Below are 15742 nucleotides of genomic sequence, written 5' to 3'. Positions count from 1 at the left end.
CAAGCGCTTAGCTTGGCTAATTTGACCTGCTGATTGGTTCTGGTTTCTGTTGAAGCCATCCCGTGTCAGCGAGGTGGCATTATAGAGATTTCGATCACACTGGCAAGCCCTTTTTTAACTTTTTCTCACTTTTTTGATTGTTCGAGTGTTTTTTGTTCAAGCAGCCCTATTTTCACTAGTATTCCTCTTAATTAAGGGCTTAAGGTTCCTATATAAAAGGAGGATTTATGAATTCAATACGCAGTTACAAAGAAATATCCCCCCAGATTGGACAAGGTGTCTATATTGATACCAGTTCTGTACTGGTTGGTGATATCAAAATAGGTAATGACTCTAGTGTGTGGCCTTTGGTTGCTGCTCGAGGGGATGTGAACCACATTCATATTGGAGAGAGAACAAATATCCAAGACGGCAGCGTTTTGCATGTCACCCATAAGAACGCTGAAAACCCTGACGGTTATCCTCTATTAATAGGTAATGATGTCACTATCGGCCACAAGGTAATGCTGCATGGCTGCACCATTGAAGATCGTGTACTTGTAGGTATGGGGGCTATCGTGCTTGATGGTGTTGTCATCAAAGAAGAAGTGATGATTGGTGCTGGCAGCTTAGTGCCACCAAACAAGGTACTGGAAAGTGGTTATCTATATGTAGGAAGCCCAGTAAAACAAGCACGCCCATTAAACGATAAGGAACGTGCTTTTTTACAGAAATCAGCTGACAACTATGTCCAGAATAAAAACGACTATCTAGATTCTGTGCTTTCCGTCTAAAAGACTTTGATCTGAATCCGATGAGAGGAGTCATACTCCTCTTCTTCTATTCGCTCTTCTGCCAACTCTTCAATATCAAAACGCAACTCAGAAAAGATAGCCAAGGCTTGGTCACTTTGTTCTATTTCTTTACCTGATAATCGTGACAACTCTTCAATTGATACCACACACTCTATCAAAGCCCCCGCCTGCTGTGCAGGAAAGAGGATAGACTGGCTGGCTTCATCCCAATCTTGAATATCAGGAAATAAGATTGATTGATTCATTTTTATAAATACCTTGTTACATCTCTAAGTTTCTACGTAACTCTCTTAAGATCTGCTTTGTGCCCGGGCGAAGACCACGCCAAAGCATGAAGCTCTCAGCAGCTTGCCCCACTAGCATACCTAAACCATCATAAGCAGCATGAACGCCGTTATCTAGCGCCCATTGGTTAAATGCTGTGGTACCCGATCCGTAAACCATGTCATAGACAACAGTATTGGTATTGAATATGACATCGGAAATATCTGGAAGCTGCCCACAGAGACCAGATGAAGTCGAGTTAATGATGACATCAAAGCCTTCATTAACATCACTAAGCCCCATCCCTTTAATATTTCCATACGACGAAAACATCTCAGCCAGTAGTTCTGCCTTTGAACTCGTTCGGTTAGCGAGCACCAACTGCTGTGGTTGTTGAGCGAGAAGAGATTGAATCACTCCTCGCGCTGCACCACCAGCCCCAAGTAGAAGGACACGAGATCCCTCTAATGTCACTTGATGCTGAAGAAGATCTTGAACAAGCCCTTCACCGTCAGTTGTGTCGCCGATAATTACACCATCATCGAGCTTTTTGAGCGTATTCACCGCACCCGCAAGCTGAGCGCGCTCAGTCAAACGAGCTGCAAACTGGTACGCATCCTCTTTGAATGGCGCAGTGACGTTACACCCTCGACCACCTTCACTAAAAAAAGCAGTGACTGCAGTGATGAATTCACCGCACTCTGGTTGGAGTGCTGTATAGGTAAGTTGTTGATTGGTTTGGCGAGCAAATAATGTGTGAATGAATGGCGATTTGCTTTGCCCAATAGGGTTACCGAAAACGGCATAACGATCTACTTGCTGTGTCATATCCTTACCTAACAGAAATAATAAAAAGGGTCATCTATATAGATGACCCTATCACTATCCCTATAAGGAAGGAAGAACTACCAAACACGAGGCTTTAGGTAATCACTATAAAGCAACGCCTCTGGTGAACCCGCTTGTGGTTCGTAGCGGTATTCCCAACGAGCCAATGGTGGCATCGACATTAATATTGATTCCGTGCGCCCACCGCTTTGCAAACCAAATAAGGTGCCACGATCGTACACTAGGTTAAACTCAACATAGCGACCACGACGATAAAGTTGGAAATCACGCTCGTGCTGGCTATAAAGCGTCTCTTTACGTCGCTCGACAATGGGTAGATAGGCAGAGGCAAAACCTTCACCAACTGCCTGCATATAAGCAAAGCTCTTTTCAAAGCCCCACTCATTAAGATCATCAAAGAACAAGCCTCCCACACCGCGCGTTTCATCACGGTGAGGTAGATAGAAGTATTTATCACACCACTCTTTATGCGCTTGATATACATCGTCACCAAATGGCGCACACAGATCTTTAGCCGTTTGATGCCAAGACTGGCAATCTTCATCGAAAGGATAAAATGGCGTTAAGTCAAAACCACCACCAAACCACCAAATGGGATCTTCGCCTTCTTTTTCCGCTATGAAAAACCGCACATTGGCGTGCGATGTCGGGATATATGGATTTTTAGGGTGGATAACTAATGAAACACCCATTGCCTCAAACTTACGCCCGACTAATTCAGGACGGTGAGCGGTGGCTGAGGCCGGCATAGCCTTACCCGCAACGTGAGAAAAGTTAACCCCACCTTGCTCAAAAACCGCACCGTTGGTCATCACCCGGGTTCGACCACCGCCACCAAGGCGTTCACCAGGTTCACGTTGCCATGCGTCTTCTTCAAACTGTGCAGAGCCATCAGCTTGCTCAAGCTGCTGGCAAATCGAATCTTGTAAACTCAATAAAAACTGCTTGACCGCTTCTTTATCAATTGCTGACATCTTTATTCCTTTGCAGGGTTTAACCCTGTCTTAATATTTTCGATGTTTTTGCATCTCTAATTTCGCTTGGCTTATCACGCCCACCGGTTTGACCTTCGAGAATTGCCACTAAGTGATCACCAAGTTGCTGCTGAACCTCTTCAGTCGTCATACAAGGCGGCTCACCCGTCAGGTTTGCACTGGTCGAGGTTAACGGCTTACCGAATTCATGACACATTCTTTGAACCAAAGGATGATCGGTCACTCGCACAGCGATCGAATCAAATTGACCGCTGACCCAGTCCGTCACTCTGCTGCTGGTTGGCATGACCCAAGTGACCGGGCCCGGCCACGTTGCTTTCACTGCCATCAACTGAGCCGCTGTTAATTGGCTTTCATCAATATAAGGCAACAATTGCTCGTAACTCGCCGCAATTAGTATCAACCCTTTTTCCATTGGTCTTTGCTTTAGGTCGAGCAATTTCTTGATGGCCTGTGGATTATCGGGATCACAACCAACCCCAAAAACGCCTTCGGTCGGGTAAGCAATGACTTCACCTTGCTGTAATGCATGCAATGTATGTTGAAAGTTATCCAAAGGGTGCCTCATTAATTCCGTTGTTGAACTCGGTAAGTGTACAAATTATCACTCACTGTGACTAAAGCTATTTGTTTATAAAATGTATTAATTAACAATCCAGACTGACGCAAACGTTTTCCTTGAGTGATTTTCCCCGTATAATGCCCGCAAAGTATCTAATCACTAATTAAATCGCATCTGAAGGAGTTTGAGATGACTGTCGGTATTATCATGGGTTCTAAATCTGATTGGCCAACAATGAAGCTAGCTGCAGACATGTTGGATCAGTTTGGCGTGGCGTACGAAACAAAGGTGGTTTCAGCGCACCGCACACCTCAGTTGCTTGCAGACTACGCAACCAGTGCGAAAGAGCGTGGTATTAAAGTGATTATTGCTGGTGCGGGCGGCGCAGCGCACCTTCCCGGTATGGCTGCTGCATTCACCAGCGTACCTGTTCTTGGCGTTCCGGTTCAATCGAAAGCGCTGAAAGGCATGGACTCTCTGCTTTCTATCGTACAAATGCCGAAAGGTATTGCGGTCGGTACTTTGGCTATCGGTGAAGCAGGCGCTGCCAATGCAGGTATCCTCGCGGCTCAAATCATTGGCACACACAATGAAGAAGTAATGGCAAAAGTAGAAGCGTTCCGCTCTGAGCAAACAGAAACGGTTCTGGCTAATCCAAACCCAGCAGAGGACTAATTTCCATGCATGTTCTTGTGTTAGGCGCGGGCCAACTAGCTCGCATGATGTCCCTCGCGGGGGCACCACTGAATATTGAAATTTCTGCTTTTGATGTCGGCAGCAAAAATATTGTTCACCCATTAACGCAAGCAATTCTAGGCAACGGCTTAGACAATGCGATTGAGCGTGCAGATGTGATTACTGCTGAGTTCGAACATATCCCTCACGATGTGCTTGAGGTGTGTGAGCGCAGCGGTAAGTTCTTACCGACAACAGCGGCCATCAAAGCCGGCGGTGACCGTTGCCTTGAAAAAGCACTGTTAGACGAAGCGAACGTGAAGAATGCCAAATACTACGTGATCAACTCTCGCGCAGACTTTGACGCTGCGATTGCTCACGTTGGCTTACCCATGGTATTGAAGAGCACACTTGGCGGCTACGATGGTAAAGGCCAGTGGCGCTTAAAGACATTAGACAATGTTGACGCGACTTGGTCAGAAATGGCGGAATGCATTGCCGTAACAGACAACCAAGCGATTGTGGCGGAAGAGTTTGTTCCATTTGATCGCGAAGTATCCCTTGTCGGCACTCGTGGCATCAATGGCGAGATTCAAGTGTATCCACTGGCTGAAAATGTTCACACCGACGGCGTGTTGAGCTTATCAACCGCCATTGATGACATTGAACTGCAACAGCAAGCGAAAACCATGTTCACCTCCGTAGCAGAGCGTTTGGATTACGTTGGTGTGCTCGCGCTTGAATTCTTTGATGTTCAAGGTTCACTGCTTGTGAATGAGATAGCACCACGTGTTCATAACTCTGGCCACTGGACGCAGCAAGGCGCTGAAACTTGCCAGTTTGAAAACCACCTACGCGCGGTGTGTGGTATGCCACTAGGCAGTACCCAACTGATCCGCCCGACCGCAATGATCAACATTCTCGGTCAAGATGCCCTCCCTGAAGCCATTTGGGCTCAAGATGGTTGTCATGTCCACTGGTATGGTAAAGAGAAGCGTGTCGGTCGTAAGATGGGCCACATTAACGTCAGCGCTGACAGTAATGCGGAGCTACAAACAGCGCTATGCGCACTGGCTGAGATCCTCGAACAGCACGCCTACCCTGCCATTCATCAATTTGCGGAGCAGATGAAGTAAGCCATACATTATGGATTTGATAGAAGAACGGCGCTCATTGAGCGCCGTTTTTTATTTCTAGTCATTCACTTACTGTGATTAGCATCACTACTGAGATTGTATATGATGGCACTTGCGATCGGCACATTGCTGTTTGGTGCCACGTGCTGCTTTCTTCTCTAACAACAGCGGGAACTGACACGCTTCACAACGACCAATAAGCGGCGGTTGATTGACGGCAAACTTACACTTCGGGTAGCTATCGCAGGCATAAAAGGTTTTGCCGTAGCGAGATTTACGTTCAACCAAATGGCCTCGACTACACTCAGGGCAAGCAAGCAACGGTTGCTCTTTGGGTTGATCTAAAGATTCGATATGGTTGCACCTCGGGTAGTTGCTACAGCCAATAAACATCCCAAAACGACCTTGTCTTAATACCAGCTCGTTCTGGCATTTAGGGCACGGCACCCCCAGCTCTTTCACAACGTGGCCATCGTTTTGATGCAAGGGCTTGATGTAATCGCAGCTCGGATACTGTTTGCAGCCTAAAAAAGGCCCGTGTTTACCGTGGCGAAGCTGAAGCTCCCCCCCACACTGTGGACATGGCTCATGCTCTAACGCATGTTCGTGTGCTGAAAAAAGCTGATTATCAATCTTACTACTCATCAAAAGCCTGTATTAATGCAAGATACCTTGCTCTTTGGTGTACAACAGCTCTTCCATTTGCGTGTAAGCACTTTCATTACCCGGTACATTAAATAGCACCATTAAGATAATCCATTTCAGATCATCCAATTCAAATTCACTGGTCTCCAAACCCATCACACGATCAATCACCATTTCACGAATTTCAGTGGTGAGTACATTGATCTGTTCAAGAAACAGCAAGAAACCTCGACACTCCATGTTAATGCGTGAGATCTCTCGACCGGTATAAATACGCATCGAGGTATTGGAACACATCGTTATCGCCGCTTGATTGTCGGTATCTTGCAATGCAGCAAGATCTTCTAACCAATGGAGAGCCTTATAAATATCATCTTGGTGAAACCCAGCTCGAAGCAATTCATCTTCCAACTCATCTTGATCCACCTGCAATTCAGAATCGCTATGGATGTAGGTTTCAAACAAGTACATCAGTATGTCCATCATCATAGCTAGCCTCTCCCCTTTCGAATATAGCCACCGGAAACTGCAACAACATGCCCTGAGAGCTCAAGCTCTAAAAGCTGCATCATGACTTCATGCACAGGTATATGGGTTCTCTGTGCCAAAATATCAACGGGTGTCGCCTCTAACCCTACGTTAGCGAACAGCTGTGGAAATGGCAATTGTTCATTTTCACCGTCACTTGGCATAGGTTCGAACAAACTCGGTTGTTGATCGATAGACCAGTCTAACAGACTCTTTATTTCAATTAATACATCTTGCGCGCTCTGTACCAGACAAGCGCCCGCTTTAATCAGGCTATTCCCCCCACGACTGGTTGGGCTATGAATGGAACCGGGCAGGGCAAAGACCTCACGCCCTTGCTCTATGGCATAACGAGCGGTGATCAGAGAACCACTCTTTTCCGCCGCCTCAACGACTAAAGTCCCTAAAGACAACCCACTAATAATACGGTTTCGACGAGGGAAATGTTCAGGTCGAGGCTTGGCGCTTGGTCTAAACTCTGACACCAACGCGCCACTCTCGCAGATCCTATCGGCTAGATTTCGATGGCGAGCCGGGTATATGCAATCCAAGCCGGAGCCTAAAACAGCCACGGTTTCCCCGCCCTTTTCTAAAGCACCATCATGAGCATAGCCATCAATACCGAGCGCTAGGCCGCTGGTCACCATCAAACCATTTTGCACAAACTCTTTGGCAAAGGACTTGGCGGTCTGTAGCCCTTCAAGGCTGGCATTACGACTGCCAACCATCGCGATTTGCGGCTCAATCAGTTTTTCAACATGACCTTTAACGAAAAGCACATTGGGCGCGGAGGCTATCTCATTCAGCAGCTTGGGATAATGCGGGTTGTTGGAGGTAATAATGTGGTGGTTCGCTTGCTTAGCTTGCCACTCAAGGCAAGCCTCCAATTCTCTAGGGGCTTGCTCTCGAAGGTAGGATATTTGTGTTGTCGATAAACCCAACGCTTGCAACTGCTGACTTGAATAGCCAACAATATGAGAGGGTGAATCAATGCTCAACAGGCGAGCCAGGCGCTTACTGCCGAGTTTTGGGACAAAACTTAGGGTGAGCCAAGCACTCAGTTGTTGCTCATTCACTCGTTCACCTTAGCTTGTTGGTCAAGCACATGTTGCTCCCGATCCCCCCCACCGAAGTCCAGAGGAGAGACCGCTACGATATCATTGCTGACAGGCTTAGAGCTGTGAGTGATTAAGGCCAGGCTAAAATAGTCGTAAGGACGAATGACCATCAGACTGCCGGGCGAGGTGCTTGGCAGTTGCACCTTATCGCGGGTCGCCGACTCTTTATAGCTGTACTCCCCCTGCTGACCGAACACCACAACCCCACGCTCACTTAAGGTAAACATAGAGCCTTGACGAAGACTGTCCTTTGTCCCTTTATTGATCACCACTACCTGATTTTTTGCGCTGTACTGGCTGCCCTCTAGCGAGCCCAAAATATTGGCAAACTGACCTGCAGCAATTGGCGCGGGATGAAACGTAGTGGAGAAATTGATCTGATCAACTCCAAGCTCAGGTAATACAAGGTCGTTAAGTAATACCTCTTGTACTTGAGCATCTATCTGCAAACGACTGAACTCATCATCGACTTCTTTTAAACGCGCAGTCGCAACCAAGCGCAAAGAGGTGATACTCGCTTGAGGTTGCTGCCTTTGATAAGTTTCAACGGCGCGGTAGATAGCCCACTTAGGGTGCTGCTGGTTTCCCGAGATGAATAGTCGGTCTTCCCCAGACAAAAAGCGTTTTCCATCGCTTGTTCCCAACACTCGTTGCGCCGATTCAATATCTTGCTGCTCAACCAAGCGATCAGACTGCAAATAAGGCAAAACCAACCCCTTATTAACAGTAGACACTGCTTTCTTCTCCGAGACACGAATCTTAGGGCCGAGTTTGATAACCGGCTTAAGGCTCAACACAGGTTCACCGTTAATCCAAACCAAAGACAGTTTGTCTCCGGGATAAATAAGGTGAGGATTTTCTATCTCTGGATTCACCTGCCATAACCTTGGCCACAACCAAGGGCTATCGAGATACATCGCTGAGATGTCCCACAACGTGTCGCCCTTAACCACTACATACGTCTCGGGGGCACCTTGTTTTAAGGTTAAAGGTTGCTCACGATTGTCAGCCGTAGCGGCGAACGAAAGCGAAGCACACACAACAGATACAGTGGAAAAAAAATGACGCATGACCTAGGTTCCTTGGTCTGAATATATGACATCGGATTAGAGAATTACCTTCAGGATGCTGTCATTTGGCCTGTAAAATGTCTAGAATTGAGCCAACAAGGTTTAAGCTGTTTCGGCACAGTTCAACATTTCGAGTGTATATGTCTGTATTACAAGTATTAACATTACCTGATGATCGTCTACGTACCGTGGCGAAACCGGTAAAAGAAGTTACCCCAGAGATTCAGAAGTTCGTTGATGACATGATTGAAACCATGTACGACGAAGAAGGTATCGGCCTTGCGGCAACTCAAGTCGACTTCCACCAGCGTATCGTAGTCATCGATCTTTCAGAGGAGCGTAATGAGCCTATGGTTCTGATCAACCCTGAAATTACTGAAAAGCGTGGCGAAGATGGCATCGAAGAAGGCTGCCTATCGGTACCCGGCGCTCGAGCGCAGGTTCCTCGCGCCGCAGAAGTCACGGTGAAAGCATTAGACCGTGAAGGTAACGAATTCACATTCGAAGCAGATGACCTTCTGGCTATCTGTGTTCAGCATGAACTTGACCACCTAGAAGGCAAGTTATTCGTTGATTACTTATCGCCACTGAAGCGTAAACGTATTCAAGATAAGCTAGCGAAGATTAAACGCTTCAACGAGAAGCAAGATAAATAGACGCTAGTATTACCAAATTAGAAGGAAGCCTACCTTGAGCCAGTCTTTAAGAATTGTCTTTGCAGGTACTCCGGATTTCGCCGCCCGTCACTTGGCGGCGTTGTTGTCTTCGGAGCATGAAGTTATTGCTGTTTACACGCAGCCAGATCGCCCAGCAGGCCGTGGTAAAAAACTGACCGCGAGCCCAGTAAAAAACATCGCACTTGAAAACAACATTCCGGTTTACCAACCCGAAAACTTCAAGTCAGATGAAGCCAAGCAACAGCTGGCTGAATTGAATGCTGACATCATGGTTGTTGTCGCTTACGGCTTATTGCTTCCACAAGTGGTTTTAGATACACCACGCTTGGGTTGCATCAACGTGCATGGCTCTATCCTACCGCGCTGGCGCGGTGCTGCGCCGATTCAACGCTCTATCTGGGCGGGCGATAAAGAGACTGGCGTGACGATCATGCAGATGGATATCGGCCTCGATACCGGTGATATGCTGAGCATCGCGACGCTGCCTATCGAAGCAACCGATACCAGCGCTTCAATGTACGAAAAGTTAGCGGGCCTTGGCCCTGATGCGCTTGTGGATTGTTTAGCGAATATCGCTTCAGGTAAAGCGATTGCTGAAAAGCAAAACGATGAGCTGGCTAACTACGCGAAAAAGCTGAGCAAAGAAGAAGCGCGTATCAACTGGAGTGATGACGCTACGCATATTGAACGCTGCGTTCGTGCCTTCAATCCATGGCCAATGAGTCACTTTGAAGCTGCTGAGAACAGCATTAAAGTATGGCAAAGCCGAGTGGCAGATCAAACCTCTGATAAGCCTGCAGGGACTATTCTGCAAGCGGATAAAACGGGCATCTATATAGCAACAGGACAAGGCGTACTTGTTCTTGAACAGCTGCAAGTGCCAGGTAAAAAAGCCATGTCAGTTCAAGATATCTTGAACTCACGTGCAAGCTGGTTTGAAGTTGGCACTCAACTTTATTAATCGCTTTAAAAGCGGTTAATAACTCAGCTTAGAAAACCTTTACGAGGGCAGAGATGCCCTCATGTATTCAAACAAAATTTCGGTACCCCTCATGAATGTTCGCGCTGCTGCTGCAAATGTCCTATTCCAAGTTGTCGATAAAGGCCACTCTCTTTCACACGCTCTCCCTGCGGCTCAAAAAACGATCCGCCCGCGAGACCATGCTCTACTGCAAGAGATTTGCTACGGCGCACTTCGTTACCTACCTCGTTTAGAGTCGATCGCTAACGAACTGATGGATAACCCGCTTAAAGGTAAAAAGCGTGTATTCCACCACCTGATTTTGGTCGGTATTTACCAATTGAGCTTTATGCGCATCCCTTCGCACGCAGCAGTTGCTGAAACCGTTGAGGCAACCAAGACCCTGCACGGGCCAAGTCTCAGTGGTTTGATCAACGCCGTGTTACGCAGCTACCTACGCGACCAAGAAGAGCTGGATGAGAAGGCAATCAGCCACAATGCGGGCAAATACGGTCACCCGAGCTGGATTCTAAAAATGCTTCAAGAGAGCTACCCTGACCAGTGGGAGCAGTTAATTGAAGCAAACAACAACAAGGCACCGATGTGGCTACGCGTAAACCGCCAGCACCACACTCGTGATGAGTATGTTGAACTGCTTAAAAACGAAAACATTGAATATACACTGCACTCTGAAGCCGCTGATGCCATAAAATTAGCCGCTCCTTGTGATGTAACTTTACTTCCTGGCTTCGACAAAGGTTGGGTATCAGTACAAGATGCAGCCGCTCAGCTCTCGGTTGATTACCTTACACCCAAAGATGGTGAGCTGATTCTCGATTGCTGTGCAGCGCCAGGCGGTAAAACCGCTCATATTCTTGAGCATACCAATGACACTGAAGTGGTTGCGATTGACTGCGACATTAAACGCCTAGACCGCGTTTACGACAACCTTGAACGTCTACAACTGCGTGCTGACGTGATCTGCGGTGACGCTCGCTACCCTGAAGAGTGGTGGACGGGTGCTAAGTTCGACCGCATCCTGCTTGATGCACCTTGTTCAGCGACTGGCGTGATTCGTCGTCACCCTGACATCAAATGGCTGCGCCGTGCGTCTGATATTGATGCACTGGCAGAGCTGCAAAGTGAGATCATGGATGCCATGTGGCGTCAGCTGAAAGAAGGTGGCACCATGGTTTATGCGACCTGCTCTATCACGCCACAAGAGAACGTGCTGCAAGTGAAAGCATTCCTAGAGCGCACCGAGAACGCGACACTTATCGGGTCTGATATCGATAATCCGGGTCGTCAAATACTGCCGGGTGAAGAAGATATGGATGGCTTCTACTACGCGGTACTGGTAAAACAAGCATAACCGTAAACAGCGGCTAAGCGTTGATGCCTTAGCCGCTGTTTCGTTCTAGCGCATAACCACAGCAAAGTCGATTCACTCGAATTACAACGGCAAAAATAAGAGAAAGGCTATGAAGATCATTATCCTAGGTGCAGGGCAAGTTGGCGGCACCCTTGCGGAAAACCTGGTGGGTGAAAACAATGACATTACGATCGTCGACCGCAATGCTGACCGACTGCGTGAGCTTCAAGATAAGTACGATCTTAGGGTAGTCAACGGCTATGCCAGCCACCCAAAGACACTGCGTGAAGCAGGTGCGCAAGATGCCGATATGTTGGTTGCTGTCACCAACACCGATGAAACCAACATGGCGGCATGTCAGGTTGCCTTCTCTCTTTTCAATACCCCTAATCGAATTGCTCGCATTCGCTCTCCTCAATATCTGGAAGAGAAAGAAGCGCTGTTCAAATCAGGCGCAATCCCGGTTGATCACCTAATTGCACCCGAAGAGCTGGTCACCAGTTACATCGAACGCCTAATTCAATACCCAGGCGCGTTGCAGGTAGTGAGCTTTGCTGAGCAAAAAGTGAGTCTAGTGGCGGTCAAAGCCTACTACGGTGGTCCATTAGTCGGCAACGCACTGTCTGCTTTGCGTGAGCACATGCCGCACATTGATACCCGTGTTGCAGCGATCTTTCGCCAAGGTCGCCCAATTCGCCCGCAAGGCACCACCATCATTGAAGCCGATGATGAGGTATTCTTCGTCGCAGCCAGTAACCACATCCGCTCAGTCATGAGTGAGCTGCAACGCTTAGAAAAACCTTATCGCCGCATCATGATTGTCGGCGGGGGTAACATTGGCGCCAGCTTGGCAAAACGCCTTGAGCAGAGCTACAGCATTAAGCTCATCGAGCGCAACTACAACCGTGCAGAGAAGCTCTCTGAAGAGCTCGAAAACACCATCGTATTCTGTGGTGATGCGGCAGACCAAGAGCTACTCACCGAAGAAAATATCGATCAAGTCGATGTATTCATCGCCCTAACCAATGAAGATGAAACCAACATCATGTCAGCGATGCTGGCAAAACGCATGGGTGCCAAAAAGGTCATGGTACTGATTCAGCGTGGTGCGTATGTCGACTTGGTACAGGGCGGCGTGATTGATATTGCGATCTCTCCCCAGCAAGCAACGATCTCTGCCCTACTCACCCACGTTCGTCGTGCTGATATTGTCAACGTATCTTCTCTACGTCGCGGGGCGGCAGAGGCGATTGAGGCGATTGCTCATGGCGATGAAAGCACCTCTAAGGTTGTCGGTCGAGCCATTGGCGATATCAAGCTGCCACCGGGCACCACCATTGGTGCGATTGTACGTGGAGAAGAGGTGCTGATTGCACACGATAGAACCATCATCGAACAAGATGACCACGTCGTCATGTTCCTCGTGGACAAGAAATACGTGCCTGATGTTGAATCTCTTTTCCAACCGAGTGCTTTCTTCTTGTAGCCTTCTTCTGGTCACTGTCTTCTCGTAAGCTTGTTCTTGTAAGAATGGCGCTCCAGCATAAAGTTGTAGCCTATTAAAACTATGGTCCATTGAAGCTATGGTCAATTTCCGCCCTATACTGTTAATTATTGGACTAGTGTTATCTAAACTAGCCCTCTTCATGTACATCCCAACTCTGGTTGCCTTCTTTACAGGGACTGGCGGCTTTCTCGAGTTTGGTAAATCCGTTTTAATCACCCATCTTATTGCGTTTATCTGCTTGAGCTTAGGCCGCTCGGCTAAGTTCCGCTTAGGGGTGCGAGATATGTTCCTGATCACCTCTCTGGTATGGACGATTGCCAGTGCCTTTGCCGCACTGCCGTTTGTGTTCATCAACCACATCAGCTTTACTGACGCCTATTTTGAAACCATGTCGGGTATCACCACCACTGGTTCGACGGTATTGAGTGGCTTGGACGACATGGCACCGAGTATTCTATTATGGCGTTCGATACTGCAATGGCTGGGTGGTATTGGCTTCATCGTTATGGCGGTAGCTGTTCTGCCAATGCTCAACGTTGGGGGGATGCGTCTATTCCACACCGAATCGTCCGATTGGTCGGATAAGAGCAGCCCACGCGCCAAAACCGTCGCCAAAAACATTGTTGCCGTTTACTTGGTGCTGACAGGGTTGTGCATCATTAGCTACTTGTTCGCTGGAATGGGGCTGTTTGATGCGATCAATCATGCCTTTACCACGCTTTCGACTGGCGGTTACTCAACGTCGGATGGCTCAATGAATCACTTCTCTCACAGTGCACACTGGATGGGAACCGTGTTTATGTTCTTGGGTGGCTTGCCGTTCTTACTCTTCGTCAGCGCACTGCATGATCGAACACTCACTCCCCTCTATAAAGATGCCCAAGTCCGAGGGTTCGCCTACCTATTTTTGGTGACCAGCGCGGTAATATCGACCTGGTTGGTGGTCAGAGATGGCTATAGCATTGCGGATGCTCTGCGTGTGTCGATGTTTAATATCGTATCGGTGGTGACCACCACCGGCTTTGGCCTTGAAGACTTTACTGCTTGGGGGGCATTACCTAGTACGTTATTTGCCTTCTTAATGATGGCGGGAGCCTGCTCAGGATCGACCTCTGGTGGTATTAAAATTTTCCGCTTCCAAATTGCGCTGACTATGCTCAATAAACAGATGATGAAGCTGATTCACCCATCCGGTGTGTTCGTACAGCGCTATAATCAACGCCCCGTGAATGAGGATATTGTGCGTTCACTGGTCGCGTTTGGGTTGATGTTCTTTATTACCATCATCGCAATTGCGGGAGGTTTGAGTGCAATGGGGCTGGATCCTATCACCAGTATCTCTGGCGCTATCACTGCCGTGGCTAACGTGGGGCCGGGAATGGGCAGTGTGATTGGCCCTACTGGTAATTTTGCACCTCTGCCCGATGCAGCAAAATGGCTACTCAGTTTGGGCATGTTGATGGGACGGCTCGAAATCCTAACGCTGCTTGTGCTATTTATCCCTGCCTTTTGGCGACGATAACCAAGCAATAAATTAAGGAAATACAGATGAAATCATGCCTACTTCTTGCTAGCGCCTTGCTCGCCAACTCGGTATGGGTAAGCAGTGCCCTTGCTGAGCAAGTGATCACCCTGCCAGATGGCAAGCAAGTGTTGCTCAAAGACGACTTTACTTGGCAGTATGTTGCAAAAAATAAAGCCGAAGAGGCAACCGCTACCATGACAACTCGAGCACCCGCAGTAGGAGCAGGAGTTGCTGATGCAACCGCCGTCCCTGTTGCGACCGTCTCTGTGGCCAGCAAAACTCGTGGTACTACACTGGTTGTTGATGGTCATAAACCCAGATTAGAACTGTCTCAATCGGGAGTCGATGTGGTACTCGGTGCGAGTCACTATCAAGACGGAGAGCTGATAATCCCCACAGCGATCACCAACCAAGGCACTCAATCGGTGATCTTGGTAACGGTGAACATCAGTGTATTCAATGCACAAGGCGAGTTGTTAACCCAACAAGAAGTCACGGTGTGGCAATCCATCAAGCGCATGGCCGACACTTACCTGCGACCAAAACAAATGGAACAAGGCAGACGGATCAAGCTCGACCTAGAACAGCACCCTGAGTATCAGATCGAAGCCGAAATCACAGAGGTGAAAACTCGCTAAATCGGGGTTACGTAATAATAGATAGCAAAGAAGTGGCATGCGCAGCCCGCTAGGACAAACAGATGCCAAATGGCATGGTTATACGGGATGCGCTTTACCACATAGAAAATCACCCCCAGCGAGTAAATCACGCCCCCGAGCGCCAATAGTACCAAGCCTCCGACCTCGATATTCATTGCCAGTTGATACACTACGATCAACGACAGCCACCCCATCGCCAAGTACGTCACTAGCGACAGGCGCTTAAATCGATAGACGAAGACGATCTTCATAATAATGCCGAGTAATGCGATTCCCCAAATAACCGCCATCAAACCCAGCGCAAGTGGTGTTCTTAAACTGACCAATAAAAAAGGTTCATCGCGGATTAGCGGGAACTAAAAACAAAAACGGTAGTAAGTGATATGGTTTAGTCGCCAAACAAAA

17 protein-coding genes and 1 pseudogene are annotated in these 15742 nt (G+C 48.0%); 9 read left to right on the top strand and 9 right to left on the bottom strand.

Annotated features, from left to right (window positions below; genetic code table 11):
* Positions 1 to 227: 227 nt before the first annotated feature.
* A complete protein-coding gene (locus Q1A70_RS16160; protein WP_299693821.1) occupies positions 228 to 773 on the top strand; it encodes a gamma carbonic anhydrase family protein in 546 nt (181 codons plus the stop codon).
* Here Q1A70_RS16160 and Q1A70_RS16155 read toward each other — a convergent pair.
* The 4 genes from Q1A70_RS16155 to Q1A70_RS16140 form a co-directional block, all read right to left on the bottom strand.
* On the bottom strand, positions 770 to 1039 hold the full coding sequence (locus Q1A70_RS16155; protein ID WP_299693824.1) for a DUF1488 domain-containing protein: 270 nt from the start codon (positions 1037 to 1039) through the stop codon (positions 770 to 772). The two genes, Q1A70_RS16160 and Q1A70_RS16155, sit on opposite strands and share 4 nt — an antisense overlap.
* A gap of 16 nt (positions 1040 to 1055) precedes the next feature.
* Complete coding sequence (gene aroE, locus Q1A70_RS16150; protein WP_299693827.1) at positions 1056 to 1886, bottom strand: shikimate dehydrogenase; 831 nt, start codon at positions 1884 to 1886, stop codon at positions 1056 to 1058.
* A 77-nt stretch (positions 1887 to 1963) separates the two neighbouring features.
* Positions 1964 to 2881, bottom strand: coding sequence for an oxygen-dependent coproporphyrinogen oxidase (gene hemF, locus Q1A70_RS16145; RefSeq protein ID WP_299693830.1), 918 nt, complete (start codon positions 2879 to 2881; stop codon positions 1964 to 1966).
* 19 nt (positions 2882 to 2900) lie between these two features.
* Complete coding sequence (locus tag Q1A70_RS16140) at positions 2901 to 3458, bottom strand: L-threonylcarbamoyladenylate synthase (protein ID WP_299693833.1); 558 nt, start codon at positions 3456 to 3458, stop codon at positions 2901 to 2903.
* Positions 3459 to 3653: 195 nt separating this feature from the next.
* Between Q1A70_RS16140 and purE the strand changes: the two genes are divergently transcribed.
* Entirely contained in the window at positions 3654 to 4139 is a 486-nt protein-coding gene (gene purE, locus Q1A70_RS16135; protein ID WP_004739348.1) for a 5-(carboxyamino)imidazole ribonucleotide mutase, read from the top strand.
* A 5-nt stretch (positions 4140 to 4144) separates the two neighbouring features.
* Positions 4145 to 5275 carry a 5-(carboxyamino)imidazole ribonucleotide synthase gene (locus Q1A70_RS16130; RefSeq protein ID WP_299693839.1) on the top strand — a complete coding sequence of 377 codons (1131 nt, stop codon included), beginning with the start codon at positions 4145 to 4147 and terminating at the stop codon, positions 5273 to 5275.
* 87 nt (positions 5276 to 5362) lie between these two features.
* Here the strand turns inward: Q1A70_RS16130 and Q1A70_RS16125 are convergent, their stop codons facing one another.
* Genes Q1A70_RS16125 through Q1A70_RS16110 form a run of 4 tightly spaced genes read right to left on the bottom strand, consistent with a single transcriptional unit; the run spans position 5363 to position 8636 of the window.
* Positions 5363 to 5920: a topoisomerase DNA-binding C4 zinc finger domain-containing protein gene (locus tag Q1A70_RS16125; RefSeq protein WP_299693842.1), complete on the bottom strand. Its 558-nt coding sequence runs from the start codon at positions 5918 to 5920 to the stop codon at positions 5363 to 5365.
* Positions 5921 to 5932: 12 nt separating this feature from the next.
* The gene (locus Q1A70_RS16120; protein WP_299693845.1) at positions 5933 to 6409 is read right to left on the bottom strand and encodes a DUF494 family protein; all 477 of its coding nucleotides are present in this window, start codon (positions 6407 to 6409) and stop codon (positions 5933 to 5935) included.
* Positions 6410 to 6411: 2 nt separating this feature from the next.
* Positions 6412 to 7524: a DNA-processing protein DprA gene (gene dprA / locus Q1A70_RS16115; RefSeq protein WP_299693848.1), complete on the bottom strand. Its 1113-nt coding sequence runs from the start codon at positions 7522 to 7524 to the stop codon at positions 6412 to 6414.
* Entirely contained in the window at positions 7521 to 8636 is a 1116-nt protein-coding gene (locus tag Q1A70_RS16110) for a LysM peptidoglycan-binding domain-containing protein (protein ID WP_299693851.1), read from the bottom strand. The genes dprA and Q1A70_RS16110 overlap by 4 nt, the downstream gene beginning before the upstream one ends.
* A gap of 140 nt (positions 8637 to 8776) precedes the next feature.
* On the opposite strand from Q1A70_RS16110, the gene def reads away from it, so the two are divergent.
* The 6 genes from def to Q1A70_RS16080 all read left to right on the top strand — a co-directional run bounded on the left by def (position 8777) and on the right by Q1A70_RS16080 (position 15316).
* Entirely contained in the window at positions 8777 to 9292 is a 516-nt protein-coding gene (gene def / locus Q1A70_RS16105) for a peptide deformylase (RefSeq protein WP_299693854.1), read from the top strand.
* A 34-nt stretch (positions 9293 to 9326) separates the two neighbouring features.
* Complete coding sequence (fmt, locus tag Q1A70_RS16100; RefSeq protein WP_299693857.1) at positions 9327 to 10274, top strand: methionyl-tRNA formyltransferase; 948 nt, start codon at positions 9327 to 9329, stop codon at positions 10272 to 10274.
* A gap of 91 nt (positions 10275 to 10365) precedes the next feature.
* Positions 10366 to 11646, top strand: a complete 1281-nt coding sequence (gene rsmB, locus Q1A70_RS16095) for a 16S rRNA (cytosine(967)-C(5))-methyltransferase RsmB (protein WP_299693860.1) — start codon at positions 10366 to 10368, stop codon at positions 11644 to 11646.
* Positions 11647 to 11755: 109 nt separating this feature from the next.
* Positions 11756 to 13132, top strand: coding sequence for a Trk system potassium transporter TrkA (gene trkA / locus Q1A70_RS16090; protein WP_299693863.1), 1377 nt, complete (start codon positions 11756 to 11758; stop codon positions 13130 to 13132).
* A 97-nt stretch (positions 13133 to 13229) separates the two neighbouring features.
* Positions 13230 to 14675, top strand: a complete 1446-nt coding sequence (locus tag Q1A70_RS16085) for a TrkH family potassium uptake protein (protein ID WP_299693866.1) — start codon at positions 13230 to 13232, stop codon at positions 14673 to 14675.
* 26 nt (positions 14676 to 14701) lie between these two features.
* Entirely contained in the window at positions 14702 to 15316 is a 615-nt protein-coding gene (locus Q1A70_RS16080; RefSeq protein ID WP_299693868.1) for a DUF3157 family protein, read from the top strand.
* On the opposite strand, the pseudogene Q1A70_RS16075 reads toward Q1A70_RS16080, so the two are convergent.
* Positions 15313 to 15672, bottom strand: a pseudogene (locus tag Q1A70_RS16075) (hemolysin III family protein); the annotation flags it as partial. The gene Q1A70_RS16080 and the pseudogene Q1A70_RS16075 overlap by 4 nt on opposite strands.
* Positions 15673 to 15742 lie beyond the last annotated feature (70 nt).

The sequence above is a fragment of the uncultured Vibrio sp. genome, from assembly GCF_947488985.1.
In the GTDB taxonomy this organism is placed as follows: Bacteria; Pseudomonadota; Gammaproteobacteria; order Enterobacterales; family Vibrionaceae; genus Vibrio.
Note: the sequence above shows the minus strand (reverse complement) of the source record. Positions and strands in the feature narration are given on the sequence as shown.

Bases quoted from the DNA above. Each gene is read 5' to 3' on its own strand.
- rsmB (WP_299693860.1), top strand. From the start codon at position 10,366: ATGAATGTTCGCGCTGCTGCTGCAAATGTCCTATTCCAAGTTGTCGAT.
- purE (WP_004739348.1), top strand. From the start codon at position 3,654: ATGACTGTCGGTATTATCATGGGTTCTAAATCTGATTGGCCAACAATG.
- aroE (WP_299693827.1), bottom strand. From the start codon at position 1,886: ATGACACAGCAAGTAGATCGTTATGCCGTTTTCGGTAACCCTATTGGG.
- Q1A70_RS16160 (WP_299693821.1), top strand. From the start codon at position 228: ATGAATTCAATACGCAGTTACAAAGAAATATCCCCCCAGATTGGACAA.
- Q1A70_RS16125 (WP_299693842.1), bottom strand. From the start codon at position 5,920: ATGAGTAGTAAGATTGATAATCAGCTTTTTTCAGCACACGAACATGCG.
- Q1A70_RS16080 (WP_299693868.1), top strand. From the start codon at position 14,702: ATGAAATCATGCCTACTTCTTGCTAGCGCCTTGCTCGCCAACTCGGTA.
- Q1A70_RS16155 (WP_299693824.1), bottom strand. From the start codon at position 1,039: ATGAATCAATCAATCTTATTTCCTGATATTCAAGATTGGGATGAAGCC.
- Q1A70_RS16130 (WP_299693839.1), top strand. From the start codon at position 4,145: ATGCATGTTCTTGTGTTAGGCGCGGGCCAACTAGCTCGCATGATGTCC.
- trkA (WP_299693863.1), top strand. From the start codon at position 11,756: ATGAAGATCATTATCCTAGGTGCAGGGCAAGTTGGCGGCACCCTTGCG.
- hemF (WP_299693830.1), bottom strand. From the start codon at position 2,881: ATGTCAGCAATTGATAAAGAAGCGGTCAAGCAGTTTTTATTGAGTTTA.
- Q1A70_RS16085 (WP_299693866.1), top strand. From the start codon at position 13,230: ATGGTCAATTTCCGCCCTATACTGTTAATTATTGGACTAGTGTTATCT.
- def (WP_299693854.1), top strand. From the start codon at position 8,777: ATGTCTGTATTACAAGTATTAACATTACCTGATGATCGTCTACGTACC.
- Q1A70_RS16120 (WP_299693845.1), bottom strand. From the start codon at position 6,409: ATGATGATGGACATACTGATGTACTTGTTTGAAACCTACATCCATAGC.
- Q1A70_RS16110 (WP_299693851.1), bottom strand. From the start codon at position 8,636: ATGCGTCATTTTTTTTCCACTGTATCTGTTGTGTGTGCTTCGCTTTCG.